The 25,036-nt window shown below is 69.1% G+C and carries 31 protein-coding genes; 22 read left to right on the plus strand and 9 right to left on the minus strand.

Going from position 1 to position 25,036, the window contains the following annotated elements:
• Nucleotides 1–14: 14 nt before the first annotated feature.
• From rplF to truA, 18 genes are all read left to right on the plus strand, one after another.
• On the plus strand, nt 15–557 hold the full coding sequence (gene rplF / locus ACBJ32_RS51785; RefSeq protein WP_357886231.1) for a 50S ribosomal protein L6: 543 nt from the start codon (nt 15–17) through the stop codon (nt 555–557).
• 2 nt (nt 558–559) lie between these two features.
• A complete protein-coding gene (gene rplR / locus ACBJ32_RS51790; RefSeq protein WP_375133182.1) occupies nt 560–943 on the plus strand; it encodes a 50S ribosomal protein L18 in 384 nt (127 codons plus the stop codon).
• Between the two features lie 25 nt (nt 944–968).
• Complete coding sequence (rpsE, locus tag ACBJ32_RS51795) at nt 969–1,598, plus strand: 30S ribosomal protein S5 (protein ID WP_043623468.1); 630 nt, start codon at nt 969–971, stop codon at nt 1,596–1,598.
• 2 nt (nt 1,599–1,600) lie between these two features.
• Nucleotides 1,601–1,783 carry a 50S ribosomal protein L30 gene (gene rpmD / locus ACBJ32_RS51800; RefSeq protein ID WP_080043226.1) on the plus strand — a complete coding sequence of 61 codons (183 nt, stop codon included), beginning with the start codon at nt 1,601–1,603 and terminating at the stop codon, nt 1,781–1,783.
• Nucleotides 1,784–1,785: 2 nt separating this feature from the next.
• Nucleotides 1,786–2,241: a 50S ribosomal protein L15 gene (gene rplO / locus ACBJ32_RS51805; RefSeq protein ID WP_185110302.1), complete on the plus strand. Its 456-nt coding sequence runs from the start codon at nt 1,786–1,788 to the stop codon at nt 2,239–2,241.
• A 170-nt stretch (nt 2,242–2,411) separates the two neighbouring features.
• Nucleotides 2,412–3,716, plus strand: coding sequence for a preprotein translocase subunit SecY (secY, locus tag ACBJ32_RS51810; RefSeq protein WP_357886235.1), 1,305 nt, complete (start codon nt 2,412–2,414; stop codon nt 3,714–3,716).
• Entirely contained in the window at nt 3,716–4,366 is a 651-nt protein-coding gene (locus tag ACBJ32_RS51815) for an adenylate kinase (RefSeq protein WP_185110300.1), read from the plus strand. The genes secY and ACBJ32_RS51815 overlap by 1 nt, the downstream gene beginning before the upstream one ends.
• Nucleotides 4,367–4,477: 111 nt before the next feature.
• Nucleotides 4,478–5,287, plus strand: a complete 810-nt coding sequence (gene map / locus ACBJ32_RS51820; RefSeq protein WP_375133183.1) for a type I methionyl aminopeptidase — start codon at nt 4,478–4,480, stop codon at nt 5,285–5,287.
• A gap of 14 nt (nt 5,288–5,301) precedes the next feature.
• Nucleotides 5,302–5,736 carry a DUF1707 domain-containing protein gene (locus tag ACBJ32_RS51825; RefSeq protein ID WP_375133184.1) on the plus strand — a complete coding sequence of 145 codons (435 nt, stop codon included), beginning with the start codon at nt 5,302–5,304 and terminating at the stop codon, nt 5,734–5,736.
• 101 nt (nt 5,737–5,837) lie between these two features.
• Nucleotides 5,838–6,254: a hypothetical protein gene (locus ACBJ32_RS51830; protein ID WP_375133185.1), complete on the plus strand. Its 417-nt coding sequence runs from the start codon at nt 5,838–5,840 to the stop codon at nt 6,252–6,254.
• A 273-nt stretch (nt 6,255–6,527) separates the two neighbouring features.
• Nucleotides 6,528–6,749, plus strand: coding sequence for a translation initiation factor IF-1 (gene infA, locus ACBJ32_RS51835; RefSeq protein ID WP_012887858.1), 222 nt, complete (start codon nt 6,528–6,530; stop codon nt 6,747–6,749).
• Between the two features lie 24 nt (nt 6,750–6,773).
• The gene (gene rpmJ / locus ACBJ32_RS51840; protein ID WP_003956441.1) at nt 6,774–6,887 is read left to right on the plus strand and encodes a 50S ribosomal protein L36; all 114 of its coding nucleotides are present in this window, start codon (nt 6,774–6,776) and stop codon (nt 6,885–6,887) included.
• Nucleotides 6,888–7,102: 215 nt separating this feature from the next.
• Complete coding sequence (gene rpsM, locus ACBJ32_RS51845; protein WP_125644650.1) at nt 7,103–7,483, plus strand: 30S ribosomal protein S13; 381 nt, start codon at nt 7,103–7,105, stop codon at nt 7,481–7,483.
• Nucleotides 7,484–7,528: 45 nt separating this feature from the next.
• Nucleotides 7,529–7,933 (plus strand): 30S ribosomal protein S11, encoded by a 405-nt coding sequence (gene rpsK, locus ACBJ32_RS51850; RefSeq protein ID WP_020542285.1) that lies wholly within the window; start codon nt 7,529–7,531, stop codon nt 7,931–7,933.
• Between the two features lie 23 nt (nt 7,934–7,956).
• Nucleotides 7,957–8,583 (plus strand): 30S ribosomal protein S4, encoded by a 627-nt coding sequence (gene rpsD, locus ACBJ32_RS51855; protein WP_375133186.1) that lies wholly within the window; start codon nt 7,957–7,959, stop codon nt 8,581–8,583.
• Between the two features lie 106 nt (nt 8,584–8,689).
• Complete coding sequence (locus ACBJ32_RS51860; RefSeq protein WP_043623495.1) at nt 8,690–9,706, plus strand: DNA-directed RNA polymerase subunit alpha; 1,017 nt, start codon at nt 8,690–8,692, stop codon at nt 9,704–9,706.
• 95 nt (nt 9,707–9,801) lie between these two features.
• Nucleotides 9,802–10,341, plus strand: a complete 540-nt coding sequence (rplQ, locus tag ACBJ32_RS51865; RefSeq protein ID WP_375133187.1) for a 50S ribosomal protein L17 — start codon at nt 9,802–9,804, stop codon at nt 10,339–10,341.
• A gap of 78 nt (nt 10,342–10,419) precedes the next feature.
• On the plus strand, nt 10,420–11,301 hold the full coding sequence (gene truA / locus ACBJ32_RS51870; RefSeq protein WP_375133188.1) for a tRNA pseudouridine(38-40) synthase TruA: 882 nt from the start codon (nt 10,420–10,422) through the stop codon (nt 11,299–11,301).
• Here the strand turns inward: truA and ACBJ32_RS51875 are convergent.
• The 3 genes from ACBJ32_RS51875 to ACBJ32_RS51885 form a co-directional block, all read right to left on the minus strand.
• Nucleotides 11,266–13,668: a hypothetical protein gene (locus tag ACBJ32_RS51875; protein ID WP_375133189.1), complete on the minus strand. Its 2,403-nt coding sequence runs from the start codon at nt 13,666–13,668 to the stop codon at nt 11,266–11,268. The two genes, truA and ACBJ32_RS51875, sit on opposite strands and share 36 nt — an antisense overlap.
• Nucleotides 13,669–13,993: 325 nt before the next feature.
• A complete protein-coding gene (locus tag ACBJ32_RS51880; RefSeq protein WP_375133190.1) occupies nt 13,994–15,829 on the minus strand; it encodes a hypothetical protein in 1,836 nt (611 codons plus the stop codon).
• A 192-nt stretch (nt 15,830–16,021) separates the two neighbouring features.
• Nucleotides 16,022–16,720: a CAP domain-containing protein gene (locus ACBJ32_RS51885; protein WP_375133191.1), complete on the minus strand. Its 699-nt coding sequence runs from the start codon at nt 16,718–16,720 to the stop codon at nt 16,022–16,024.
• A gap of 370 nt (nt 16,721–17,090) precedes the next feature.
• On the opposite strand from ACBJ32_RS51885, the gene rplM reads away from it, so the two are divergent.
• The 3 genes from rplM to glmM are packed head-to-tail and all read left to right on the plus strand — an operon-like array spanning nt 17,091 to nt 19,433.
• Nucleotides 17,091–17,534: a 50S ribosomal protein L13 gene (gene rplM / locus ACBJ32_RS51890; RefSeq protein WP_106236123.1), complete on the plus strand. Its 444-nt coding sequence runs from the start codon at nt 17,091–17,093 to the stop codon at nt 17,532–17,534.
• 26 nt (nt 17,535–17,560) lie between these two features.
• Complete coding sequence (rpsI, locus tag ACBJ32_RS51895; RefSeq protein ID WP_253752783.1) at nt 17,561–18,085, plus strand: 30S ribosomal protein S9; 525 nt, start codon at nt 17,561–17,563, stop codon at nt 18,083–18,085.
• A 1-nt stretch (nt 18,086) separates the two neighbouring features.
• On the plus strand, nt 18,087–19,433 hold the full coding sequence (glmM, locus tag ACBJ32_RS51900; protein ID WP_375133192.1) for a phosphoglucosamine mutase: 1,347 nt from the start codon (nt 18,087–18,089) through the stop codon (nt 19,431–19,433).
• A gap of 56 nt (nt 19,434–19,489) precedes the next feature.
• Here the strand turns inward: glmM and ACBJ32_RS51905 are convergent, their stop codons facing one another.
• From ACBJ32_RS51905 to ACBJ32_RS51925, 5 genes are read right to left on the minus strand one after another with little or no spacing between them, the layout of a single operon-like run.
• Complete coding sequence (locus ACBJ32_RS51905; protein ID WP_357886257.1) at nt 19,490–20,206, minus strand: ABC transporter permease subunit; 717 nt, start codon at nt 20,204–20,206, stop codon at nt 19,490–19,492.
• Nucleotides 20,207–21,121, minus strand: a complete 915-nt coding sequence (locus ACBJ32_RS51910; RefSeq protein ID WP_357886259.1) for an ABC transporter ATP-binding protein — start codon at nt 21,119–21,121, stop codon at nt 20,207–20,209.
• Nucleotides 21,118–21,978 carry an ABC transporter permease gene (locus ACBJ32_RS51915; RefSeq protein WP_375133193.1) on the minus strand — a complete coding sequence of 287 codons (861 nt, stop codon included), beginning with the start codon at nt 21,976–21,978 and terminating at the stop codon, nt 21,118–21,120. Before ACBJ32_RS51915 ends, ACBJ32_RS51910 begins: the two co-directional genes overlap by 4 nt.
• The gene (locus ACBJ32_RS51920; protein WP_357886263.1) at nt 21,971–22,879 is read right to left on the minus strand and encodes an ABC transporter ATP-binding protein; all 909 of its coding nucleotides are present in this window, start codon (nt 22,877–22,879) and stop codon (nt 21,971–21,973) included. Before ACBJ32_RS51920 ends, ACBJ32_RS51915 begins: the two co-directional genes overlap by 8 nt.
• A 40-nt stretch (nt 22,880–22,919) precedes the next feature.
• Complete coding sequence (locus ACBJ32_RS51925; protein WP_375133194.1) at nt 22,920–23,846, minus strand: DUF389 domain-containing protein; 927 nt, start codon at nt 23,844–23,846, stop codon at nt 22,920–22,922.
• 62 nt (nt 23,847–23,908) lie between these two features.
• On the opposite strand from ACBJ32_RS51925, the gene ACBJ32_RS51930 reads away from it, so the two are divergent.
• Entirely contained in the window at nt 23,909–24,067 is a 159-nt protein-coding gene (locus ACBJ32_RS51930; RefSeq protein WP_357886267.1) for a hypothetical protein, read from the plus strand.
• On the opposite strand, the gene coaA is transcribed toward ACBJ32_RS51930, so the two are convergent.
• Complete coding sequence (gene coaA / locus ACBJ32_RS51935; protein WP_375133234.1) at nt 24,015–24,917, minus strand: type I pantothenate kinase; 903 nt, start codon at nt 24,915–24,917, stop codon at nt 24,015–24,017. The genes ACBJ32_RS51930 and coaA overlap by 53 nt on opposite strands.
• Nucleotides 24,918–25,036 lie beyond the last annotated feature (119 nt).

Below are 25,036 nucleotides of genomic sequence, written 5' to 3' on the forward strand. Positions count from 1 at the left end.
GGGAGGAACACAGCATGTCGAGAATCGGACGGCTGCCCATCCCTGTGCCGAGTGGCGTAGACATCGCGATCAACGGCCAGGATGTCCAGGTCAAGGGCCCGAAGGGCACGCTCACTCACACGGTCGCCGAGCCCATCAAGGTGGCTCGGGACGACGACGGCGCCATCGCCGTCACCCGGCCGAACGACGAGAACAAGGTCCGTGCGCTGCACGGCCTGTCCAGGACGCTGATCGCCAACATGGTGCAGGGCGTCACTCAGGGCTACTCCAAGAGCCTTGAGATCGTCGGCGTCGGTTACCGCGTTCAGGCCAAGGGCCCGACGCAGCTGGAGTTCTCGCTGGGCTTCAGCCACCCGGTCATCGTCGACGCCCCCGAGGGCGTCAGCTTCCGCGTCGAGAAGCCGACCCTGTTCCACGTGGACGGCATCGACAAGCAGAAGGTCGGCGAGGTCGCGGCCAACATCCGCAAGCTGCGCAAGCCTGACCCGTACAAGGGCAAGGGCGTGCGCTACCAGGGCGAACAGATCCGCCGCAAGGTCGGAAAGGCTGGTAAGTAGGCATGGCTCCGAAGGTTGCGTTCAGCAAGCACACGGCTGCCCGCACCGTTTCGCGGGCCCGCCGTCACCGCCGCGTCCGCAAGTTCGTCGTCGGTTCGGCCGAGCGTCCGCGCCTGGTCGTCAACCGCTCGACGCGTCACATGTTCGTCCAGATCGTGGACGACACCGTCGGCCACACGCTGGTGAGCGCGTCCACCATGGACCCCTCGCTGCGCTCGCTGGAGGCGGACAAGACGGAGAAGGCGAAGAAGGTCGGCGAGCTCCTCGCTCAGCGGGCCAAGGAAGCCGGGATCACCAAGGTCGTCTTCGACCGCGGTGGCAACCGCTACGCCGGCCGCATCGCGGCTCTGGCGGACAGTGCCCGCGAAGGCGGGCTCGAGTTCTGATGGCTACTGAGAAGAGGAACCACTGATGGCTGCAGCTCCGCGTCGCGGTGGCGGCACCGGTGGCGAGCGGCGGGACCGTCGTGACGATCGCCGCGGTGGCGCCGCCGACAAGGGCGTCTCGTACATCGAGCGCGTAGTGAAGATCAACCGAGTGGCCAAGGTCGTGAAGGGTGGTCGTCGCTTCAGCTTCACCGCCCTCGTCGTCGTCGGTGACGGCAACGGCCTGGTCGGCGTCGGCTATGGCAAGGCCAAGGAAGTCCCCGCGGCCATCGCCAAGGGTGTCGAAGAGGCGAAGAAGCACTTCTTCAAGGTGCCCAGGATCCAGGGCACTATCCCGCACACCGTGCAGGGCGAGGAGGCGGCCGGTGTCGTCTTCCTGCGTCCGGCCTCGGCCGGTACCGGCGTCATCGCCGGTGGCCCGGTGCGCGCGGTGCTGGAGTGCGCGGGCATCCACGACGTGCTGTCCAAGTCGCTCGGCTCCGACAACCCGATCAACATCGTGCACGCCACCGTGGCGGCTCTGAAGGGCCTCTCGCGCCCCGAGGAGATCGCCGCCCGCCGTGGCCTGCCGATCGAGGACGTGGCCCCGCCGGCCATGCTCAAGGCCCAGCGTGAGGGCCTGGCGGAGGCTGCGGCCGCGAAGGCGGTGAGCTAGTCATGGCACGCCTGAAGATCACTCAGGTTCGCTCGAAGATCGGTGGCAAGCAGAACCAGCGCGACTCGCTGCGTTCGCTTGGCCTGAAGCGAATCGGCGACGTCGTCGTCAAGGAGGACCGGCCCGAGATTCGCGGGATGGTCTCCGTGGTGACGCACCTCGTCGAGGTGGAAGAGGTCGACTAGTCATGACTGACAAGGCTCCGCTCAAGATTCACGACCTGCGTCCCGCCCCCGGCGCCAACAAGTCGAAGATCCGCAAGGGTCGCGGCGAGGCGTCGAAGGGCAAGACGGCCGGTCGCGGCACCAAGGGCTCGCACGCCCGTACGACGGTTCCCCTCGGCTTCGAGGGTGGCCAGGTGCCGCTGCAGAGGCGTCTGCCGAAGCTCAAGGGCTTCTCCAACGCCCTGTTCAAGACGACCTACCAGGTCGTCAACCTCGACAGGATCGGCGAGCTGTTCCCCGAGGGTGGCGAGGTCACCGTCGAGGGTCTGGTCGCCAAGGGTGCTGTTCGCAAGAACCAGCTCGTGAAGGTGCTCGGCACCGGCGAGATCTCGGTCGCGGTGAACGTGACGGCTCACGCCTTCTCGTCCTCCGCGAAGGAGAAGATCGCCGCCGCCGGTGGTTCCGTTACCGAGCTGTAGTAACGCTATGACGAGGCGTGGGGGCTTTGACAATGGGCCCCCACGCCCGTAGTGCGTTAGAGTTCGCGAGACGGCAGGCTTCTGTCCGGCTCGTTTGACATGAGACTTCAGATGGCAGATCCCCGCACCATCGCTTACTCACACCGCCGTAAAGGCGCGCAGGAGGGACCGTGCTGACCGCGTTTACCCGGGCGTTCCGGACACCGGACCTGCGCAAGAAGTTGCTCTTCACCCTGGGCATCATCGCGCTTTTCCGTCTCGGCTCGGTTCTTCCGACTCCGGGAGTCCACGTCCAGAACCTCGCCGCCTGTTTCGACCAGGCTCGGAGTGGCGACACCGGCAACATCTACGGGATGGTCCAGCTCTTCAGCGGCGGTGCGCTGCTGAAGCTTTCCGTGTTCGCGCTGGGCATCATGCCGTACATCACCGCGAGCATCATTCTCCAGCTGCTCGTCGTGGTCATTCCGCGACTCGAAGCGCTGAAGAAGGAAGGCCAATCCGGCCAGACCAAGATCACGCAGTATACGCGTTATCTGACCATCGGGCTCGCGGTCCTGCAGTCCACCGCCTTCATCGCGCTGGCCCGTACCGGCCAGCTTTTCCCGAACTGCCAGCAGGACGTCCTGCTCGACCCCGACAACATCTTCATGATCGTGACGATGGTGGTCATCATGACCGCCGGTACGTCGGTGATCATGTGGCTCGGTGAGCTCATCACCGACCGCGGTGTCGGCAACGGCATGTCGATCCTGATCTTCACGCAGGTCGTCGCGGTCTTCCCCTCCGAGCTGGCCAACATCTTCCAGGCGAACAAGTTCACCTTCGCGGTCGTCATGGTGGTCGGCATCTTCATGATCGCCGCGGTGGTCTTCGTCGAGCAGGCCCAGCGGCGCATCCCGGTGCAGTACGCCAAGCGCATGGTGGGCCGCAGGATGTACGGCGGCACGTCGACGTACATCCCGCTGAAGGTCAACCAGGCCGGCATCATCCCGGTGATCTTCGCCTCGTCCCTGCTCTACCTGCCGCAGCTCATCACGTCGCTCTTCCAGACCAGCGACAACGTGGTGATCACCTGGATCTCGCAGAACCTGGCCACGGGCGACACTCCCATCTACATGGCCACGTTCTTCCTGCTGATCATCTTCTTCACCTACTTCTACGTGTCGATTACGTTCAACCCCACTGAAGTCGCCGACAACATGAAGAAGTACGGTGGATTCATTCCGGGCATCCGCCCCGGCCGTCCGACGGCTGAATACCTGAACTTCGTGCTCACCCGTCTGACCGCGCCCGGCGCGCTCTATCTGGGTCTGATCTCCATGGTCCCGATCGTCGCGCTGGCGGTGGCCGGTGCGAGCCAGAACTTCCCGTTCGGAGGGACGAGCATTCTGATCATGGTAGGCGTCGGCCTGGACACGGTGAAGCAGATCGAGAGCCAGCTGCAGCAGCGTAATTACGAAGGTTTCCTGCGGTAGTGCGTCTCGTTCTGGTTGGGCCCCCTGGAGCGGGTAAGGGGACACAGGCCCAGTACATCGCATCGAACCTGTCCATCCCGAAGATCTCGACAGGTGACATCTTCCGTGCCAACGTCTCCGGCGGCACGGACCTCGGCAAGCTGGCCAAGACGTACATGGACCGTGGTGACCTGGTGCCCGACGAGGTCACCATCGCCATGGTCCGCGACCGTCTGTCCGAGGACGACGCGCAGGACGGGTTCCTGCTCGACGGCTTCCCGAGAAACGTCGCGCAGGCGGAGATCCTGCGCGACATGCTCAAGGACTGGGGCCAGGCGCTCGACCTCGTACTCGAGCTCGTGGTCGACGACGACGAGGTGGTCAGGCGGCTCGCCGGCCGACGCACCTGCAGCCAGTGCGGTCGCATCTGGCACGTCGAGTTCGACGACAAGAAGGACGACAAGTGTGACGCGTGCGGGGGCGCGCTGTTCCAGCGGGACGACGACAAGGAGGAGACCGTCAGGCACCGCCTGGAGGTCTACCAGGAGCAGACGGCGCCGCTGGTCTCCTACTACGCCGACGAAGACATCCTGGTCGGCGTCGACGCGACAGGGCCGGTCGAGGAGGTCACTCAGCGGGCCATGGACGCGATCCGGCCGTTCCTGGGCTAGTCCAGTTACGACCGATTTGCGGAGGTGGCACGGGTTTCCGTGCCACCTCGCGGCTATTGTGGGGGGAATTGGGCCCCCACTGCGGCCCGTTGAGACCCAGGGGGGCAGAAGATGTTCAAACGCAACAGACACGGCATCCAGATCAAGTCGCCGGAGCAGCTCGAGAAGATGCGGGCCGCGGGCCTGGTGGTCGGGCGCACGCTCGACCTGCTCAAGCGCTCGGTCGAGCCCGGCATGACGCCGCTCGACCTGGACGTCATCGCCGAGAAGGCGATCAGGGACGAGGGCGCGATCCCGTCGTTCAAGGGTTACCAGGGCTTTCCCGCCACCATCTGCGCGTCGGTGAACGACGAGGTGGTGCACGGCATCCCGACGAACGCCCGCAAGCTGCGCGAAGGCGACATCATCTCGATCGACTGCGGCGCGATCCTGGAGGGCTGGCACGGCGACTCGGCCGTCACGGTCCCGGTCGGCGAGGTGGACCCGAAGCTGACCGAGCTGATGCGGATCACGGAGGAGGCCATGTGGCGCGGTATCGCCGCGCTGAAGCCCGGCCGGCACCTGTCCGACATCGGGTACGAGGTCGAGCGCTACGTGAAGTCTCAGGGCCGCTACGGCATCCCCCCGGAGTACGGCGGCCACGGCATCGGCACCGAGATGCACATGGACCCGTGGATCGCCAACCACGGCAAGCCCGGCCGGGGCCCGGCGCTGGAGGAGGGCATGTGCCTGGCCATCGAGCCCATGGTCAACCTGGGCACCGAGCGCACCCGCGTGCTGGCCGACGACTGGACCGTGGTGACGGTCGACGGGAAGCACTCCGCACACTTCGAACACAGCGTGGCCGTGACACATAATGGTCCTTGGGTGCTTACCGCCCTGGACGGGGGCGAATCGCGCCTGGCTCAACTTCAGCTCTAGCCGGGAGTGGTGGGATGGCGAAGAACAGCCCCGAGATGCGTGCCTCCGACGCCGACCGAGACCGGGTCGCCGCCATCCTCCGCGAGCACACGGCGCAGGGCCGCATCACGATGGACGAGTTCAACGAGCGGCTCGAGCACCTCTACCAGAGCAAGACCTACGGCGAGCTGGCCAAGCTGACGTCCGACCTGCCCGACGTGGACCTGCGCCACCTGCCGGTCAAGGCCGGCGCGGCGGCCAAGCCGCAGCAGCAGGGCATGCACAGCGGCATGAAGGCGGCCTGGAGCGCCTGGGCGGCGGCCAGCGGCATCAACTGGGTGATCTGGCTGATCGTGAGCATCACGACAGGCGACCTCATCTATCCCTGGCCGCTGTGGGTGATGGGCCCGTGGGGCGTGATCCTGCTGGTGAGCACCATCTTCGGCGACAACAAGCCGAAGCGTACCTAGGACTTTGTGTATTAGTGCACTGTGTGCATTCGTGCGCAGTGCGGATATGTCCGGCTTCTTAACGTGAGCTGTGTCGGACCACGACTCACGGAGGAAACCACATGCGCAAGGTCCTTGCAGCCACCGCTCTCGCCGGCTCGATGGCGTTCGCCGGTCTCGCCGTCGCCCCCGCCGCGCAGGCCGCCACCTCGGCGCCCGTCAGCGCGACGCAGGCGTCCGGTTCCATGGGGAGCTGGGGCAAGTACTACTCCAGTAACAAGAAGGCCTACACCTACGGCAAGACCTACAAGTCGGGCAAGAAGGTCTACACCCACTGGTACGGCAAGGAGTCATCGTCGAAGTACGGCTACGTCTGGTTCAAGTACTACTCCGGCGGCAAGTGGCACCAGTTCTACCGCCAGTGGAACGGCTCGCACCACGCGAAGTGGTCGGGCAAGGGGATCAAGAAGATCTACACCTGGACCTGCTGGGGCGGCAAGCACAAGTACTGCGGCTCGCAGCACCGCATCTACGGATAGACGACAGGGAAGGCCCGCCGGAAAACTCCGGCGGGCCTTCCCTGTGTGCGTCAGGCATGAGGGGCAGTGGGGTAGACTCACTCGTGGTTGTGTCAGGACACCTGGCACGCGTTTCGCGTTTTTGGCTCAGGTGTCGTACACTCCTTAGTCGGCTCACTATGACTATCACGCGTCGGCGATCGTTGCCGATCGCCGCTCTCTTCGAAGCGTGAGGGTCGCGGCTGCGTAGTGAACCGGAGCCTCAGACGACCGATCAGTGAAACGCGAGGAATTTTGGCCAAGAAAGACGGCGCCATCGAGATCGAGGGCACTGTGGTCGAATCGCTCCCGAACGCCATGTTCCGGGTGCAGCTCGACAACGGCCACAAAGTCCTGGCCCACATCAGCGGACGGATGCGGATGCACTACATCCGGATCCTTCCCGACGACCGGGTAGTCGTTGAGCTGAGCCCCTACGACCTGAGTCGTGGGCGGATCGTCTACCGATACAAGTAAAAACGTCTGAGGACACGAAGGACAATGAAGGTAAAGCCGAGCGTCAAGAAGATCTGCGACAAGTGCAAGGTGATCCGCCGGCACGGTCGCGTCATGGTGATCTGCGACAACCTGCGCCACAAGCAGCGCCAGGGCTAGTCGCCGCAAGGCTTCTCCGAGTCCGCCCCGTCAGGGAGCGGGCTCGATCCATGAGGAGCCTGCAACAAGTAGTCACGTCTCACACCTGAAAAGGCGGCGGCATCCGCTGAACCGTTCAGGAGACCCCCGGTCGGAGGCCGGGGCCCTCACCCCGGGCATTGGGGAGGGGCAGTGCGGCGTAAGACCTCCGCCACAAAGAAGGAGAATGCCCGACCATGGCTCGCCTGGTTGGCGTCGACCTCCCCCGCGAAAAGCGGCTGGAGATCGCTCTCACCTACATCTACGGAATCGGCCGCACCCGCGCCCAGGAGATCCTCCAGGCCACCGGCGTGAGCGGCGACCTGCGCGTGCACCAGCTCTCCGACACCGAGCTCGTCCCGATGCGTGACTACATCGAGGCGAACTTCAAGATCGAGGGTGACCTGCGCCGCGAGGTCCAGGCCGACATTCGTCGCAAGATCGAGATCGGTTGCTACCAGGGCATCCGGCACCGCAAGGGCCTGCCGGTCCACGGTCAGCGCACGCAGACCAACGCGCGCACCCGTAAGGGCAAGAAGAAGACCGTCGCCGGCAAGAAGAAGCCCGGTAAGAAGTAGTCCCGCGCAGCCGCGGACCGAAGACCTCAGGAGTGAAGGCAAAGGATGCCTCCTAAGAGCCGCCAGGGTGCGCCGAAGAAGGTGCGCCGCAAGGAAAAGAAGAACGTCGCTCACGGGCACGCCCACATCAAGAGCACGTTCAACAACACGATCGTCTCGATCACCGACCCCAACGGGAACGTGATCTCCTGGGCCAGCGCCGGCCACGTGGGTTTCAAGGGCTCCCGCAAGTCCACCCCGTTCGCCGCCCAGATGGCCGCCGAGAACGCCGCCCGCCGCGCCATGGAGCACGGCATGCGCAAGGTCGACGTCTTCGTCAAGGGCCCCGGCTCCGGCCGTGAGACCGCGATCCGCTCGCTGCAGGCCACCGGCCTCGAGGTGGGCTCGATCCAGGACGTCACCCCGGTCCCGCACAACGGTTGCCGGCCGCCGAAGCGCCGCCGCGTCTGAATTAGCCCAGGAGATACAGAGAAATGGCTCGTTACACGGGCGCGGACTGCAAGCTCTGCCGTCGCGAGAAGACCAAGCTCTTCCTCAAGGGCAGCAAGTGCGAGTCCGCCAAGTGCCCCATCGAGATCCGTCCTTACCCGCCGGGTGAGCACGGCCGCGGACGCCCCAAGGAGTCCGAGTACCAGCTTCAGCTTCGCGAGAAGCAGAAGACCCGCCGTATCTACGGCGTCCTCGAGAAGCAGTTCGCGAACTACTACGAGGAAGCCACCCGCAAGACCGGCAAGACCGGTGAGGTGCTGCTCCAGATCCTGGAGAGCCGCCTCGACAACGTCGTCTACCGCGCCGGGTTCGCCCAGTCGCGCGACGCCGCTCGCCAGCAGGTCCGTCACGGGCACATCCTGGTGAACGGCAAGAAGGTCGACATCCCGTCGTACCGCGTGCGCGAGCACGACATCATCGAGGTCCGCGAGAACAAGCGCAACCTCATGCCGTACGAGGTGGCCCGCGCCACCGCCGGCGAGCGCACCGTGCCCGCGTGGCTCGGTGTCGTGCCCGAGAAGCTCCGCGTCCTGGTTCACCAGCTGCCGGTCCGTCAGCAGATCGACACCCAGGTCCAGGAGCAGCTCATCGTCGAGCTCTACTCGAAGTAAGTAGTCACCGGTCAGGTCGGGGTGCGGCACGCCGCATCCCGACTAGGCTGTTTATCGGAGTGGCGTCATATAGCGGTCGCCACACGAAACAAGGGGAGACCCACACATGCTGATCGCTCAGCGCCCGACTCTTCTCGAAGAGTCGATCGACGAGACCCGGTCCCGGTTCGTCATCGAGCCGCTGGAGCCGGGCTTCGGCTACACCATCGGCAACTCTCTGCGCCGCACGCTGCTGTCGTCCATCCCGGGCGCGGCCGTGACGAGCATCCGCATCGAGGGCGTGCTGCACGAGTTCTCGACCGTTCCCGGGGTCAAGGAAGACGTCACCGACATCATCCTCAACCTCAAGGAGCTGGTCGTCTCCTCCGAGCACGACGAGCCGGTCGTGATGTACCTGCGCAAGCAGGGCCCGGGTGAGGTCACCGCCGCCGACATCGCGCCTCCGGCCGGTGTCGAGGTGCACAACCCCGAGCTGCGCATCGCCACGCTGAACGGCAAGGCGAAGCTGGAGATGGAGCTGACCGTCGAGCGCGGTCGCGGCTACGTCTCCGCGGCGCAGAACAAGCAGCCGGGCCAGGAGATCGGCCGGATCCCGATCGACTCGATCTACTCCCCGGTCCTCAAGGTCACCTACAAGGTCGAGGCGACCCGAGTCGAGCAGCGTACCGACTTCGACCGCCTCATCCTCGACGTCGAGACCAAGCCGGCGATGAAGCCCCGCGACGCGGTGGCCTCCGCCGGTAAGACCCTCGTCGAGCTCTTCGGCCTGGCCCGCGAGCTCAACGTCGAGGCCGAGGGCATCGACATCGGCCCGTCGCCGACCGACGCCGCTCTCGCGGCCGACCTGGCGCTGCCGATCGAGGAGCTGAACCTCACCGTCCGCTCCTACAACTGCCTCAAGCGCGAGGGCATCCACACCGTGGGTGAGCTCGTCGCCCGCAGCGAGCAGGACCTGCTCGACATCCGCAACTTCGGCGCCAAGTCGATCGAAGAGGTCAAGCAGAAGCTGCACGAGATGTCGCTGGCGCTCAAGGACTCCCCGCCCGGGTTCGACCCGAGCGCGGTGGCCGGCGGCGGCTACGACGACGACGACAGCGCGTACGTCGAGACCGAGCAGTACTGATTCCCAGCTAGCGCGGGCCCCCGACCCGGGGGCCTGGCGGCCCGACCCCGGTACCTGGTACGGCCGGGGCGGGTGAACTCCCAAGGAGAACTAACATGCCCAAGCCCACCAAGGGTGCACGTCTTGGCGGCAGCCCGGCGCACGAGCGGCTGATCCTGGCCAACCTGGCCACGGACCTGTTCCGCCACGGCAAGATTCGCACGACGGTCGCCAAGGCCAAGCGCCTGCGCCCGCTGGCGGAGCGCCTGATCACCAAGGCGAAGAAGGGCGACATCCACAACCGGCGTCAGGTCCTGACCGTCGTTCGGGACAAGGGCGTCGTGCACCACCTCTTCACCGAGCTCGCGGTGACGTTCGCCGAGCGTCCCGGTGGCTACACCCGCATCACCAAGATCGGTGCGCGTAAGGGCGACAACGCCCCGATGGCGGTCATCGAGCTGGTGACCGAGCCGCTGAACGGCGTCACGACCCGCCGCACCGAGGCCCCGGCCGCCGCTCCGGCTGCCGCCCCGGCCGAGGAGGAGACCAAGGCCGAGGCCCCCGAGGCCGCCGCCGACGAGGAGACCAAGGCGGAGGCCGCCGAGGCTCCCGCCGAGGGCGCCGAGGCTCCCGAGGCGAAGAAGGACGAGGCCTGATCTTTCAGGCTGGATGAGACGGGCCCGGATCCCCTTGCGGGGGTTCGGGCCCTTTTCCATAGGTGAGGGAGAACCATCGTGGTACGGCTCCGCCTCGATCTCGCGTACGACGGGACCGGCTTCTCCGGATGGGCCAGGCAGCCGGGGCTGCGCACGGTCCAGGGGGAGATCGAGCTGGCGCTCGGCCGGATCCTGCGGCTCGACGGGCCCGCCATGCTGACCGTGGCCGGGCGTACCGACGCCGGGGTGCACGCGCGGGGGCAGGTGGCCCACGTGGACGTGCCGGAGCCGGCGCTGGGGGAGCTCGACGGGAACCGCGGGCCCCTGGGCGTCGATGAGCGGCTCGCTGCGCTCGTGAGACGGCTCGGTGGGGTCCTGGAGCCAGATGTACGCATTTATCGCGTCTCAGTGGCTCCTGAGGGCTTTGACGCACGGTTCTCCGCGATGTTCCGGCGGTACGCGTACCGGGTGAGCGATGCTCCCGGCGGCGTCGACCCGCTGCGGCGGCGCGAGGTGGTCTGGCACAACCGGCCCCTGGACCTCGGGGCGATGAACGCGGCCGCGTCGCGGCTGATCGGCGAGCACGACTTCGCGGCGTTCTGCAAGAAGCGCGAGGGGGCCACGACGATCAGGGAGCTGCAGCGGCTGGAGTGGACCCGCCTGCCCGACGGGGTGCTGGAGGCCACGGTGGTGGCCGACGCGTTCTGCCACTCGATGGTGCGGGCGCTGGTCGGGTCGCTGCTGGCGGCCGGTGACGGGCGGCGGCCCGTGGAGTGGCCCGGGCAGGTGCTGACGGCGGCCGTACGGGACTCCGGGGTGCACGTCGCGCCCGCGCACGGGCTGTGCCTGGAAGAGGTCGGGTACCCGCCGGAGCCGGAGCTCGCCGCGCGGGCGCTGGCCACGCGGCGAGTGCGGACGGCGGCCTCAGCCCTTGGTGATGCGGCGCTCGAGCACGAGTGAGGTCTGGTCCCGGAACGCCCCGCTGACCTTGGGCAACGTCTTGTCCTTGGCCTCCGGCGTGTGGCCGTCGGCGTGGGTGGCGTAGCTGAAGACGATGTAGCGGCCCCAGACCAGGCCCGCCGCGTACCCGCCCGCGATGTGCACGCGCTCGCCGCCGGAGTCCTCCGGGCCGGGGAGCGGGCGGAACCAGATGTTGCGGGAGAGGTTCTTCGCCTGGTCGGCGGTGGTGGCGGCGTTCCTGTCAGGCAGCACGGCGATGCCGGTGGTGACGGCGTAGCGGCGCTTGCTGTCGACGTACGTGGCCCTCAGGACCCGGCTGCACTTCTGCTCCTTCAGCGCGTCGGCGAACTCGCCCGTGGCGGCCTTCTCGCAGGTCGTCTCCATGTCGGCCTTGACCCTGGTGAACGTGGTGCCCGCCGCGCCGACCTTCTTCTTCGGGAACGCCTCCGACAGCGACAGCTTCTGCGGGTCGGTCTGCTCCGAGTTGAGTATCGACGTGCCGGCGCCTTCCGCGGGCGGGGACTGCTCGGCGATGGTCGGTGGCGGGGTGGAGCGGGCCGCGGCCGTGGTGGGCGGGGCGCCGCTCACGGCCTGAATGGCGAAGAAGCCGCCCGTCGCCACGCCCGCCAGGGCCAGCGCGCCCAGTGTCACCAGCAAGGCCCGCTTGCTCTTCGCCGGTGGTGGGGGTGGGGGCGGGGTCTGGAACGGAGGCTGCTTGAACGCGCCCGGCGGGAAGGCCGGGCCGCCTGCCGGGGGCCTGGGCACGTCCAACGACGTGGACGGGCGCTGGCCCCAGGTGTCTCTGGAGAACGGGAGCTCGGGCAGTTTGTCACCGGTGGGGGGTGTGGGGGGCCAGACGGGTACGTCGCCAGGCTCCGGTGGGCGGATGGACGGATTCGCGGCGGCGGCGTCATGGCCGGCCGCGTTCGGGTCGAAGTAGTGAGCCGGGCCCTGGTCGCCGGGGTGCTCTTCCGCCGTTGCCACGGGGGCCGCGAGGGGCGAGGGCTCGCCGCCCGGGGCGGTCGGGAAGGGCAGGGCCAGCCGGGTGTCGTCCGGCTCGAGGTCGTTCTGCCGGGCGGGGGCGGGCTGGTCCTGGCCGGGGCGAGGGGGTTCCTGGCCGGGGGCCGGGGGGACATTGCCAGGCGTGCCGTCCTGGTCGGGTCCGGGGTGGGCGGCACCTGATGTGGCGTCTTGGCCGGGTCCGGGGTGGATGGCGTTCGGTAGGCCGTCTTGGCCGGGCCTCGGGTGGGCGGTGCCCGGTTCGCCGGATCGGTCCGGCTGCGGGTGCACGCCGTCAGGGGGCGTGGTGGCGTCATCCGGTCCCGAGCTGGTGGTGACGTGGCCGGGGCGGGGGCCGGCGGGGTTCGTGGCGTCCTGCTCGGTGGGCGCGGGCGTGCCCTGGGCCGAGTGGTGGGAGGTGTCCCGCTTCGCGGCCTCGGGGTCGAAGTAGTGGGCCGGGTGGGCGAAACCTTCGGGGTTGGTGGCGTTCGCGTCGAAGGGCGGGGGGAGGCTCGGCTCGTCGGGCTCGGCCTCCAGCTCGCCCGTGGCGGCCGGCCAGGGTGGCATGGCGTGCGGGTCGGAGACGGGGGCCGGCCAGGCCGGCATGCCCGCCGCGGCGGCCGTGAACGCGGGCGGCGGCTCCCAGGGCGGCGCGCCCGGCACCACCGGCTCCACCGGCCATCGGCCCGTGTTCCGGCCGGGCTCGTTCTCCGGCTGGTCCCAGGGGCGGATGTCCTGGATGCGGCCCGGGCGGGTCCGGTCGTCGTCCGCCTGCCACGGGTGGTCGGACTCGGGCGTGCCGAAGGGGGTGAAACCGGTCGGGGGCGCGGCGAACGGCTGCTGGTACGCGGGCGGGGTGAAGGGCGGGTGGGCAGGAGCCTCGTGGGCGGCCTGCGTGCCGAAGGGCTGGTCGGCGGGCGCATCCTGGGCCGCTCGCGGGTGGAGGGGCTGGTCCGCCTGGGCGCCCTGCGCGCCATGAGGCTGGTCTGCCTGTGCAGGCTCCATGCCGTAGTGCTGGCCTGCTTGTGCGGCCTGCATGCCGTGGTGCTGGTCCGGCTGGGCGGCCTGCGTGCTGTGGTGCTGGTCCGGCTGGGCGGCGGACGGAGGGTGGGGGGCGGATGGCGCTGGGCCGGGCGGTTGCGGGTCGAACGCATGCTGGTCGGCGGGTGGCGCGCCAAGGGGCGTGTGGTCGGCGGGTGGCTCCCAGCCGGGCTGTTGCTGTGCGAAGGCGTGATGGCCGGTGGGTGGCTCCCGGTCCGGCTGCCGGCCGAAGGCGTGCTGGTCGGCCTGCGGTGAGCCGGAGGGCCCGTGGTCGGGGTGGATGGGGTCGGAGAACCAGTCGTACGGGGCGGCGTCGTCGCCCGGCACTTCCCATGGCTGGGCGCCGGGCGACGTCTCCTCATCGGAGATCGGCCCTTGCAGGACGGGTGGGACGGGACGCGCCCCGGCGTCCGTTGCCTCGTCGGATGGAGTGAACGCCGCTGGAACGTCTTGCCCGTTGGTCTGGCCGAAGCTCGGCGGTGGCGTCGCGGGGACGGCCGAGCGGTCGGCGTCCCTGCGATCGTGCTCAGACCCGGGTTCCTGGCCACGCATAGCTGGAGCCTAGCGAGAGTAGCGAGATCGTTATGTCGGTATGGGCGTTCCCGAAGGCATCACGAGTCCCCTACAGGCGCATATGCCCCACAAAGACCGCTCAGCTCAGCGCGCTGCCGGTGAGTGCCCGATGGTCCAGGGCCTGGAACACGGTGGCCTTGGTGATGTCGTTGATGGCCTCGGAGATCCGCTTCGACCCCTTCGAGTCGGGCTTCGTGCCGTCCTTGTTCTGGAACCAGACCAAGATCGCATAGTGCCCGAACGTCGAGACCTTCGCGCCGCCGGCGCCCGAGCCGAGGAGCTTCGTGACGCTGTCCTTGCCCGCCAGCGGCTTGACGTAGTTCTCGTCGTTGCCGCTCTTGGCCACCTTGCTCGCGTTCTTGCTCGTGCTGAGGTTGGCCACGCCGATCGTGCCGATCACCTTGCCGGCCTTGTCACGGAAGCTCGCGCGCAGGAACTGGTTGCACTTGGCGGACTTGAGCGCCTTCTTGAGGCCATCGCCCAGGGCGCCGTCGTCGCACTTCTTGTCCTTGCTGGTGACCGTCATCTCGTAGCCGCGGCCCGAGACCGTGAACTTCTTCTTCGAGCCGAAGAACTCCTTCACCGAGATGGCGTCGGGGTCGGTCTCGCGGTCGGCGGCGAACCCGTACCTGCCGGGCGGGGCCGACGGCAGCGGCGCCGAGGTCTGCCTGGGGGCGGCGGTCTCGGCGGAGGTGGGGGTCTCGGCGTTCCACATCAGGTAGAGGCCGCCGCCGAGCAGGCCGAGCACCACCACGCCGCCGATCGTGGCCAGCAGCGGGCCGCGCGAGCGGGTGCCCTCGTCGTACGGGCTCCAGCCGACTCGGCTCTGGGGGCTCCGGGAGGTGTCGTCCTTGTCGTTCTTGCCGGTGTCGTCGTCGGAGGCCTTGCGGTCCTTGCGGGAACGGCGGCCCTTGCTGGGCGCGAACGCGTCGTCGCCGGGGTCGTCGGTGGCGAAGGGGTCCTTGCCGCGGGTGCCGGGCCCGCTGTCCTCGGAGTCGGCAGCGCGCTTTCCACGGCGACCTGGGCCTCGTCCGTCAGGGCGTCCGTCAGGGCCGGGAGCGCCGGGGCCGCCGCCAGGGCCTTGCCCGCCCGGGCCTGGGCCACCAGGCCCGCCGGGGGCGGGGCCGTTCGGCCCGCCGCCGCCGAAGGGGCCGCCGGAGAAGGGGTCGCCGCCGAACGGGTCGGCGCCGAAGAAGCCGCCGCCGGGCTGCGGACCGCTCGGAGGGCCGCCGGAGGGCCTGTCGCCGCCGGGGCCTTGCGCGCCCGGGCCGGGGCCACCGGGGCCACCAGGGCCACCGCCGCCGGGCCCCCCGGGACCGCCGGTGCCACGGGGGCCTGGACCGCCGCCAGGGCCACCACCGCCGCCAGGGCCGCCGCCGCCAGGGGTGCCGCCAGGCCCGCCGCCGCCGAAGGGACCGCCGCCTCCAGGGCCGCCACTGCCAGGGCCCCCGCCGGGGCCGTTGTTGCCGGGGCCTCCACCGGGTCCGCCGGGGCCGCCCCCCGGGCCGCCGCTCATGAAGAGGCTGCCCTGCTCGTCGGTTCCCGGGCCGCCCGGGCGTGCGCCGCCCGCCGGCCCGCCGCCTGCGGGGCCTGCGGGGCCGCCCTCTGGCGGGCCGCCCCTGGTGAAGAAGCTGCCGGAGGGGCCGCCGAAGCCGCCGGGCCCGCTGTCGAAGGGGTCACGTGGCCTGCTGCCGAAGGGATCGGTGGATCCGCCCCCGGAAGGGCCGTCGTTCGCGGGGTTGCCGTTGCTGAAGAAGCCGCCGGACGATCCGTTGCCGGAGGAGGCGTCGTCCGCCGGGCCGCCGTTGGCGAAGAAGCCGCCGGACGATCCGTTGCCCGAGGGGCCGTCGTTCGCCGGGCCGCGGCTGGTGAAGAAGCCGCCGGAGGATGCGTTGCCCGAGGGGCCGTCGTTCATGAAGGAACCGCCGGCAGGACCGCCGTCAGCGGGACCGCCACCGAAGGGGGCACCGTCTGCGGGAGAGCCGCCCCTGGGAGCGCCGCCCGGACCCTTGGGGCCGCCTCCCATCCCGTAGGGGGCGCTGCCCGTGCCGTTCTCACGTTCCCCACTGCCGTTGGAAACCATGCGGCGACATTACCGTGATGTTCGTCATTGGGTTCCGAAGTCCTGAGTCCACCATGGTCCTCCGGGGCCCGAGGCGACGCCGACGCCGATGGCCTTCAGGCGGCAGTCCAGGATGTTCTTGCGGTGGTCGCGGCTGGCCATCCAGCCGTCCACCGCCTCCTCGGCGGTGTCGTATCCGGCGCCGATGTTCTCGGCGGCGCCCCAGCGGTATCCGGCGCGCTCCATCCGGTCCCAGGGCGAGGCGCCGTCGGGGGAGTTGTGCGACAGCCGCCCCGTACGGGCCATCTCGAGCGAGTGCGCACGCGCGGAGCGGGTGAGCGCGGTGTCCACCCGCAGCGGCCCGCAGCCGCGCCGGGCCCGGGCGGAGTTGGTCAGGGAGACGACCCGGGACGCCAGGCCCGCCACGACCCGCACCCCGTCGTCGTGGGGATCGACGACCACCGCGGGGTCGTCCTGCGTGTTGAAGCCGTCGATCTGGTCCTTGGGCGTCCTGGTGGGCCTGGGCGTGGCCGTGTCGCGGGGCGACTCCTTCGTGGTGATGCCCCGGGGGATGCGCTCGGCCTGCGGCTGCGCCTTCCTGGCCGTCGTGGGCGCGGGGTTGGCGGTGGCGGCGGCGGGCGGGGCGGTCTCGTTCAGGTAGACGTGCGGGGTGGGCTCGGGGCCGTCGGTCAGCCGGCCGATGAGCACGCCCGTGAAGAGCACGGCCAAGAGGCAGGTCAGCACGCCCAAGCGGCTCCGGCGCCGAAGGCCGCGCTGGGTTTGCCGGGTGTGAGAGATCCGCCACATACCGCCGCTAACGATAGAGATGTCTGGTCCTGGGAAAGAAGGGGTCCCAGGGAAACGAAATCGAACCGTTCTGCGGTCGGGTAGACTCGCCTCGGGTTACCGGTCACTTTGACCTGCACGCCTTTGGGCGGGTAGCTTAGGTTCGTTGTGTGCATAGGTCCAGCGTGACCAATGCGCGGCGCGTCCGGCGTCATCTCCCGTGTTGAGGAGACGGAAGGTCCGGGCCGTCGTGTGCCCGCACCGACCGACCAATGTAGCTGTCGCATCCGACAGCGCCGAAGACGCGAGCATAAAGAAGGCTACGACCGTGCGCACGTACTCACCGAAGCCCGCCGACGTCCAGCGTCAGTGGTACGTCATCGACGCGACCGATGTCGTGCTGGGCCGGCTGGCCAGCCACGTCGCGACCCTGCTCCGCGGCAAGCACAAGCCGATCTTCGCGAACCACGTCGACACCGGTGACTTCGTCATCGTCATCAACGCCGACAAGATCGCGCTGAGCGGTAACAAGCGTGAGCAGAAGAAGGCGTACCGCCACTCGGGCTACCCGGGCGGTCTGCGTTCCGTCAGCTATGGCGAGCTCATGGACAAGCGCCCCGACAAGGCCGTCGAGAAGGCCGTGAAGGGCATGCTGCCGAAGAACTCCCTCGGTCGGAAGATGGCCAAGAAGCTGAAGGTCTACGCGGGTTCCGAGCACCCGCACCAGGCCCAGCAGCCGGTGCCGTTCGAGATCACCCAGATCGCCCAGTAGTAGTTCGAAAGAGTTAGAGGAGAACCGTGGCTGAGCCCACCGGTGTCGAGACGGTCGTAGAGACGGCCGAGCTGGAGGAATTCTCCGGCGAGGACTTCCCGTCCGAGTACACCACCGAGTCCGCCGCCAGCGCCGACGCTCCCGTGCGCAAGCCCGTCACCACGGGCAACTCGTACGGCACCGGCCGCCGCAAGGAGGCGATCGCCCGCGTGCGCATCGTCCCCGGCACCGGCAAGTGGACGATCAACGGTCGTTCGCTGGACGTCTACTTCCCGAACAAGGTCCACCAGCAGATCGTCAACGAGCCCTTCGTGGTGCTCGGCGCCGAGGAGGCGTTCGACGTCATCGCCCGCATCGACGGCGGCGGCGTCACCGGCCAGGCCGGCGCGCTGCGCATGGGCCTGTCCCGCGCGCTGGCGATCCTGGACGTCGAGGTCAACCGCCCGCCGCTGAAGAAGGCCGGCTTCCTCACCCGTGACGCCCGCGCCACGGAGCGGAAGAAGTACGGCCTCAAGAAGGCCCGTAAGGCTCCGCAGTACAGCAAGCGCTAAGTTGGCGCGCCTTTTCGGCACCGACGGGGTACGTGGGGTCGCTGGTCGCGACCTCACGGCGGAGCTCGCCATGGATCTGTCCGTGGCGGCGGCCCACGTCCTCGGCGATGCAGGCGCGTTCGCCGCTACCGGACGCCGTCCGGTAGCGGTCGTAGGCCGGGACCCGCGTGCCTCGGGAGAGTTTCTCGAGGCCGCCGTGGTCGCCGGCCTCGCGGCGTCTGGAGTGGATGTGCTGCGCCTCGGCGTGCTGCCCACCCCGGCCGTCGCCCACCTCACCGCCGCGCTCGGCGCCGACCTCGGCGTCATGTTGTCGGCCTCGCACAACCCGGCGCCCGACAACGGCATCAAGTTCCTGGCGCGCGGCGGCTTCAAGCTGTCCGACGCCGTCGAGGACGAGATCGAGCGGCGGCTCGGTGAGGAGTGGAGCTTCCCCGTGGGCTCCGGCGTCGGCCGCGTGCGCGACGCCTACGGGGAGGCCGACCGGTACATCTCCCACGTGCTGACCACGATGAGCGCGTCCCTGGACGGGCTGAACATCGTGGTCGACTGCGCCCACGGGGCCGCCCACATGGTGGCGCCCGAGGCGCTGCTGCGCGCGGGAGCCAGGGTCGAGGCGATCGGTGCCAGGCCCGACGGCCTGAACATCAACGCCGGCCACGGCTCGACCCACCTGGACAAGCTCCAGCAGGTCGTCATCTCGCGCGGGGCAGACCTGGGCGTGGCCTACGACGGCGACGCCGACCGCTGCCTGGCGGTGGACCACACGGGCGAGATCATCGACGGTGACCACATCATGGCCATCCTCGCCGCCGCCATGCACGGCGAGGGCACGCTGGCCAAGGACACCGTGGTCGCGACCGTGATGTCCAACCTGGGCTTCAAGCTCGCGATGCGCGACGCGGGGATCACCGTGGTGGAGACCGCGGTGGGCGACCGCTACGTGCTGGAGCGGATGAAGTCCGACGGCTTCAACCTGGGCGGCGAGCAGTCGGGGCACGTCATCATGCTCGACCACGCCACCACGGGCGACGGCCTGCTCACCTCGCTGCACCTGCTGGGCGTGATGGCCAAGTCGGGCGTGCCGCTGAAGGAGCTGGCCGCGGTGATGACGCCGCTGCCGCAGATCCTGATCAACGTCAAGGACGTCGACAAGGGCAAGGCCTCGGTGCCCGAGCTCGTCGCCGCCGTCGCGGAGGCGGAGGCGGAGCTGGGGGAGACCGGCCGGGTGCTGATCCGGCCGAGCGGGACCGAGCCCATGATCCGGGTCATGGTGGAGGCCGCTTCCGAGGAGCATGCCACGCAGGTGGCGGGGCGGCTGGCCGACGTCGTGCGTACGGCCTGCGTCTGAACGACCCTTCCTGTACGGCCCGCGGGGATGTCACCCGCGGGCCGTACGCATGTCGGCTACTCGTCGCCGGTGAGCGAGAAGACGCGCAGGCGCCGGCCGGCCCAGAAGACCGCGCCGAGGGTGACCACGAGCAGGGCCGGGATGGCGAAGCCGAGCGTGACGTCGGCCTTGAAGAAGGGCGAGTCGCTGAGCTGGTCGGCGATCGACTGGCCCCAGTGCTGGATGGAGAACTTGCGGGCGCCCGGGATGAGGTTGCCCACCAGGCTCTCCCAGACCAGCGCGTAGATGATGCCGATCGTGACCGCGTGCCGGGTGACGACGCCGAGCAGCAGGAAGACGGCGGCGTAGGCGATGCCGGCGACCAGGGTGCCCACCGCGAAGCCGGCCGCGATGCCGTCCTCGCCACCGATCAGCAGCCAGCCCGCCACGTAGGTGGGCACGGCCCCGAACACGGCCAGCAGCGAGGCCGCGACCAGGAACTTCGTCTGGATGATGACCGGGCGCGAGATCGGCTTGGACATCAGGTGGATGATGGTGCCGTCGTCGATCTCCGGGGCGATGACTCCCGTGCCCGCGATCAGGCCCAGCAGCGGCAGCATGGTGCTGATGGCGAAGCTCTGCAGCAGCAGCACGGCCGAGCGCTGGTCCCCGCTGCCGACGAGGCGGAACAACACGGCCAGGGCGATCAGGGCGAGCGGGAGCAGCAGGAGCAGGATGATGCGCCGGCGGCCCAGCAGGGCGCGGTAGGTGATGCCCGCCACCACGGTGTTCATTCAGGTGCTCCTGTTGATCAGGTAGGAGAAGACGCTCTCCAGGTCCTCGTCCGCCGGGGAGACCTCGTGGAGGCGCACGCCCTCCTCCTGAGCCACTCGGGGCAGGAGGCGGGCGAACCGGCGGAACTCGGTGGCCTGGACCTCCAGGCCTTCTGGGCGCAGCGTGATGCCGCCGGTCGAGGCGTCGCGGACGAGGGCGGCGGCGAGCCTCCTGTCGTCGCTGGAACGGATCATGAACAGGTGCGGCCGGTCCGTCATCAGCCGCCTGATCTCGCGGAAGTTGCCCGACGCCGCGTGCCGGCCCGAGACCAGCACCTCGATGTGCTGGGCGACCCGCTCGACCTCCTCCAGGATGTGGGAGCTGAACAGGATCGTCTTGCCCGCCGTGCCCATGCTCCTGATCAGGTCCATGAGGTGGAGACGCTGGCGCGGGTCCATGCCGTTGAACGGCTCGTCCAGGAGGAGGACGGGCGGGTCGTGGACGAGGGCGGCGGCGACCTTGACGCGCTGGCGCATGCCCTTCGAGTACGTCTCGACGCGCCGGTCCTTCGGCTCCTCCATCTCCACCGTGGCCAGGGCCTTGCGGGCGGCCTCGACCGGGTCGGGCAGGTTGTGGAGGCGGGCGGCGGAGAGGACGAACTGCCAGCCGGTCAGGAAGCCGTATACGCCCTCCTTTTCCGGCACTAAGCCGATATTTCGGTAAATGTGGTGGTTCTTCCACACGGCGGCGCCGTCCAGCGTGACCGTGCCGCCCGACGGGGACAGGAAGCCTGCCATCATGTGCAGGAGCGTCGACTTGCCCGCCCCGTTCGGCCCGAGCAGGCCCGTGACGCCGGGCCCGATCGTCATCGTGACGTCGTTGACCGCCACCACGTTGCCGTACCAGCGGGACACCTGCGAGAGCTCGATCTTCATCGCGCGGCCGCCTTCCTGTAGCGCAGTCCGAGGGCGGCCAGGCCGGCGGCGATCAGCAGCACCAGGACGGCGGCCGAGGCGGGGCCGCTCGGGTAGGCGGCGCTCTCGATGGAGTGCGGCGAGGTGCCGAACAGCCAGTGCTGCACGGAGTCGACCAGCCAGAACGGGTTCGCCAGCCACGCCCACGCGGCCGCGGACTCGTTGCCCGTCGAGTACAGCGAGCCGTAGACGATCGGGACCGAGGCCGACGACAGCAGGTAGACGGTGATCACGGAGGCCACGCCGAGCCCCCGACGCGGCGTGAACGAGGCCAGCGCCAGCCCGAACGCCGACAGCAGCACCGACAGCAGCAGCGCCATGAGCACGGCGCCCAGGTACTCGCCCGTGGCCGGCGGCCCCGGCATGTCCACCACCAGCTCGCCCAGGTAGGTCAGCGTCAGCGGCACCGCGATCAGCGCGAACACCGCCACGGTCATCGCCGCCACCTTGGCGCCGACGTACTCGGCGATCGTGACGGGCCGCGAGAGGTAGAGCGGCAGCACGCGGTAGCGCAGGTCGGGCGCGACCACCGTGGGGGCCTGCGCGGCCAGGAAGATCGCGACCACGGCCTGCATGACGACCGCGAAGCCGCTGTAGGGGATGCCGCGCTGCTGGATCAGGGCCATCATGGCGATGCCCACGATGGAGGGCATGATCATGATGGCGGCCAGCGCGAACGGCACGATCTTGCTGCGGGCCGGGCGGCCGAGGCCGAAGACGCCGCGCAGGCTGTGGACGGCCAGCGCCCTGGTCGAGTAGCCGCGGCCGAGCCGGGGGCCGTCGTAGTGGCGATAGCCGATGTCGTAGATCTCAGACATGCGCCACCTCCTCCCTGAAGACGTCCTCGATGCGGTGGCGTCCCTGTTCGAGGCGGATGAGGGCCAGGTCCAGCTCGGCCGTGGCGTCGCGGATCGCGTCGAACGTCTCGGGCCCCAGCACCTTGACGACCAGCAGGCGTCCCTGCCGCGAGACGGTCTGCCCGCCGGCCGACAGCCGGGCGGCCAGCTCGTCGAGGCCCTCGTCCACCTCGACCGTCACCGTCTGCGTGGCCTGCGTGAACTCGCCGATCGCCGACGAGCGCAGCAGCCGCCCCGCGTCGATGACGACGACGTGATCGCAGATGCGCTCCAGCTCGCCGAGCAGGTGGGAGGTGACCAGCACGCTGATGCCGAACTCGGTGCCGATGCGCCTGATCAGCGCGAGCATCTCGTCGCGGCCGCGCGGGTCGAGGCCGTTGGTCGGCTCGTCGAGGAAGATCAGCTTGGGGTCGTGGACGAGCGCCTGGGCCAGCTTGACGCGCTGCTTCATGCCGGTCGAGTAACCCCCCACGGGGCGGTAGCGCTCTTCGGCCAGGCCGACGTGGCGCAGCACGTCGGCCGCGCGCTCGCGGGCCGCGGTGCGCGGCAGGCCGGACATCCGGGCGAGGTGGACGACCAGTTCGGTGGCGGAGACGTCGGGGGGCAGGCATTCGTGCTCGGGCATGTAGCCGACGAGCCGGCGGATCTCGGCGCCCTGGGCGGTGACGTCCAGATCCAGCACGCGCGCGCTGCCGCCGGACGGCGGCAGCAGGCCGAGCAGGATCTTGATCAACGTCGACTTGCCCGCGCCGTTCGCTCCGACCAGCCCGGTCACGCCGGGTCCCACGGTGACCGTGAGCTGGTCGACCGCGGTGACGGTGGGGAAACGCTTGGTCAGCCCCTCGGTGGCGAGGATGTGCATGTGCCGGACCCTACTAGCCGGGCCGGCGGTGTGGCCTCGGTCATATGGATGAACGGCGTCCTACTTGAGGCCAGAATTTCCGCTGGACCACCAGGGTGACGGTGGCCGCGAGGATCATCCCCAGGATGTTGAGGCCGAGCTGGGAGACGGCGGGCGCGACCTCCGTCCAGTCCGACACGGCCATCGCCACGGCCACGTAGCCGGCGGCGGGCACCGTGGTGACCGAGATGAAGACGCCGATCAGCGCCGACGACTTGCCCGCCGTGATCGACAGCACCCCGGCCGCGCCCGCGAGCACCGCCACGATGAACGACCAGCGGTCGGGCTTGACGATGAACTGGAACTCCTCGTTCGTGGTGAGGTCGCCGATGTCGAACCAGCCCCAGTGATGGGAGACGAACGCGCACGCGTACGTGATCGCGATCGCCACCAGGAACCCGATGACCAGCGTCCGCATCGCCGTGACGATCAGGTGCCACCTGCGTCGCAGCAGGCCGAAGCAGATGGCCGCGACCGGGCCGAACTCCGGGCCGAGCACCATCGCCCCGATCATCAGGATGGGGGAGTCCAGCAGGATGGCGATGCCCGCGAGCTGGGTGGCGATGGCCAGGAAGGCCAGGTACGCCCAGGTCACGCGCGACTCGGAGTAGACCCGCTGCGACAGGTGCTCCCAGACCACCGCGTCGTCGGGATCGCCGGGTGCCTCCTCGATCGCCTCCTCCGCCGCCCTGGACAGCGACAGATCGACCTGCTCGGCGGCGATGGAGCCCTCGGTCTCCAGCCACTTGAGCCTGCCCAGGACCTCGTTGGCCGCCTCCCTGGCCGCGTCGCAGAGGATCACGTCGCCGCGCGGCTCGCGGGCCGCACCGGGCAGCACGACAAGGTTGGTGACGCCCGGGCAGCCCTCCAGCACTTCGACCGCCTCGTCGGCGCGGGCGGACGGGACGATCAGTCGCAGATGAAGCACGCAGCCATTGTGTCGAACGAATCTTGACGAGGCGTTGATACCGGTACGCGAAGCTCCCTCACATGATCTGGATCTGGTGCCACGACCACGGCGAGGAGTGCTGGTTCGCCGACCTCGACGACCAGGAGTGCGCGGGCAGGTTCGCCCGCTACCTGTTCGAGGAGGCGTTCAGGTCTGGCGGAGCCGCACCCGCCGTACGGAGTGGTCGGCGCCCTTCTTGAGCACGAGGTCGGCGCGGCCCCTTGTGGGGGCGATGTTCTCGACGAGGTTGCGCTCGTTGATGTCGCGCCACACGTTGCGCGCGAAGGCCGTGGCCTCGTCGTAGGACAGCTCCGCGATGTGCCGGAAGTACGACTTCGGGTCCTCGAAGGCGGTGCGGCGGAGCTTGTGGAAGCGCTCGACGTACCAGGTGCGGATGTCCTCGACCTTGGCGTCCACGTAGATGGAGAAGTCGAAGTAGTCGTTGACGGCCAGGGACGTGGGCGGGGCCGGTTGGAGGACGTTGAGGCCCTCGATGATCAGGATGTCGGGACTTTTCACGGTCTGGTGGGCGCCGGGGACGATGTCGTATTCGAGGTGGCTGTAGATGGGCGCCTTGACCTCCGCCGCGCCCGCCTTCACCTCCGCCACGAACCTGACCAGCGCCCGCCGGTCGTAACTCTCGGGGAAACCCTTGCGATGCATGATCTTCTTGGCCTCCAGCACCGCGTTGGGGTAGAGGAAGCTGTCGGTGGTGATCAGCTCCACGTGCGGGTGTTCGGGCCAGCGGGCCAGGAGGGTGTGCAGCAGGCGCGCCGTGGTCGACTTGCCGACCGCGACGCTGCCCGCGATGCCCAGGATGTACGGCACGCGCTGATCGGATTTGCCGAGGAACGCGCTCAGCACGCTGCTGCGCTGCTTGGACCCGGTGAAGTGCAGGTTGAGCAGCCGGGTCAGGGGGAGGTAGATGTCGGTGACCTCGGTGAGGTCGATGGGATCATCGACGCCGCGTAGCTCTTCCAGCTCGTCTGCGGTGAGAGTCAAGGGCGTGTTCTTGCGGAGCTCGCTCCACTGCTCCCTGCTCAGTTCCACGTAGCCGTTATTCACCTAGGCAGCGTAGCGATGTGCCGCGAACCGGACCTCGGCCGGGGCGTCCCCCAGGGATCCACAGCCTGTGGACAAAGACGTGGGATTGCCGAGAGCCAGTTCGG

The sequence above is a fragment of the Nonomuraea sp. GTA35 genome (assembly GCF_041950525.1).
GTDB lineage: Bacteria > Actinomycetota > Actinomycetes > Streptosporangiales > Streptosporangiaceae > Nonomuraea.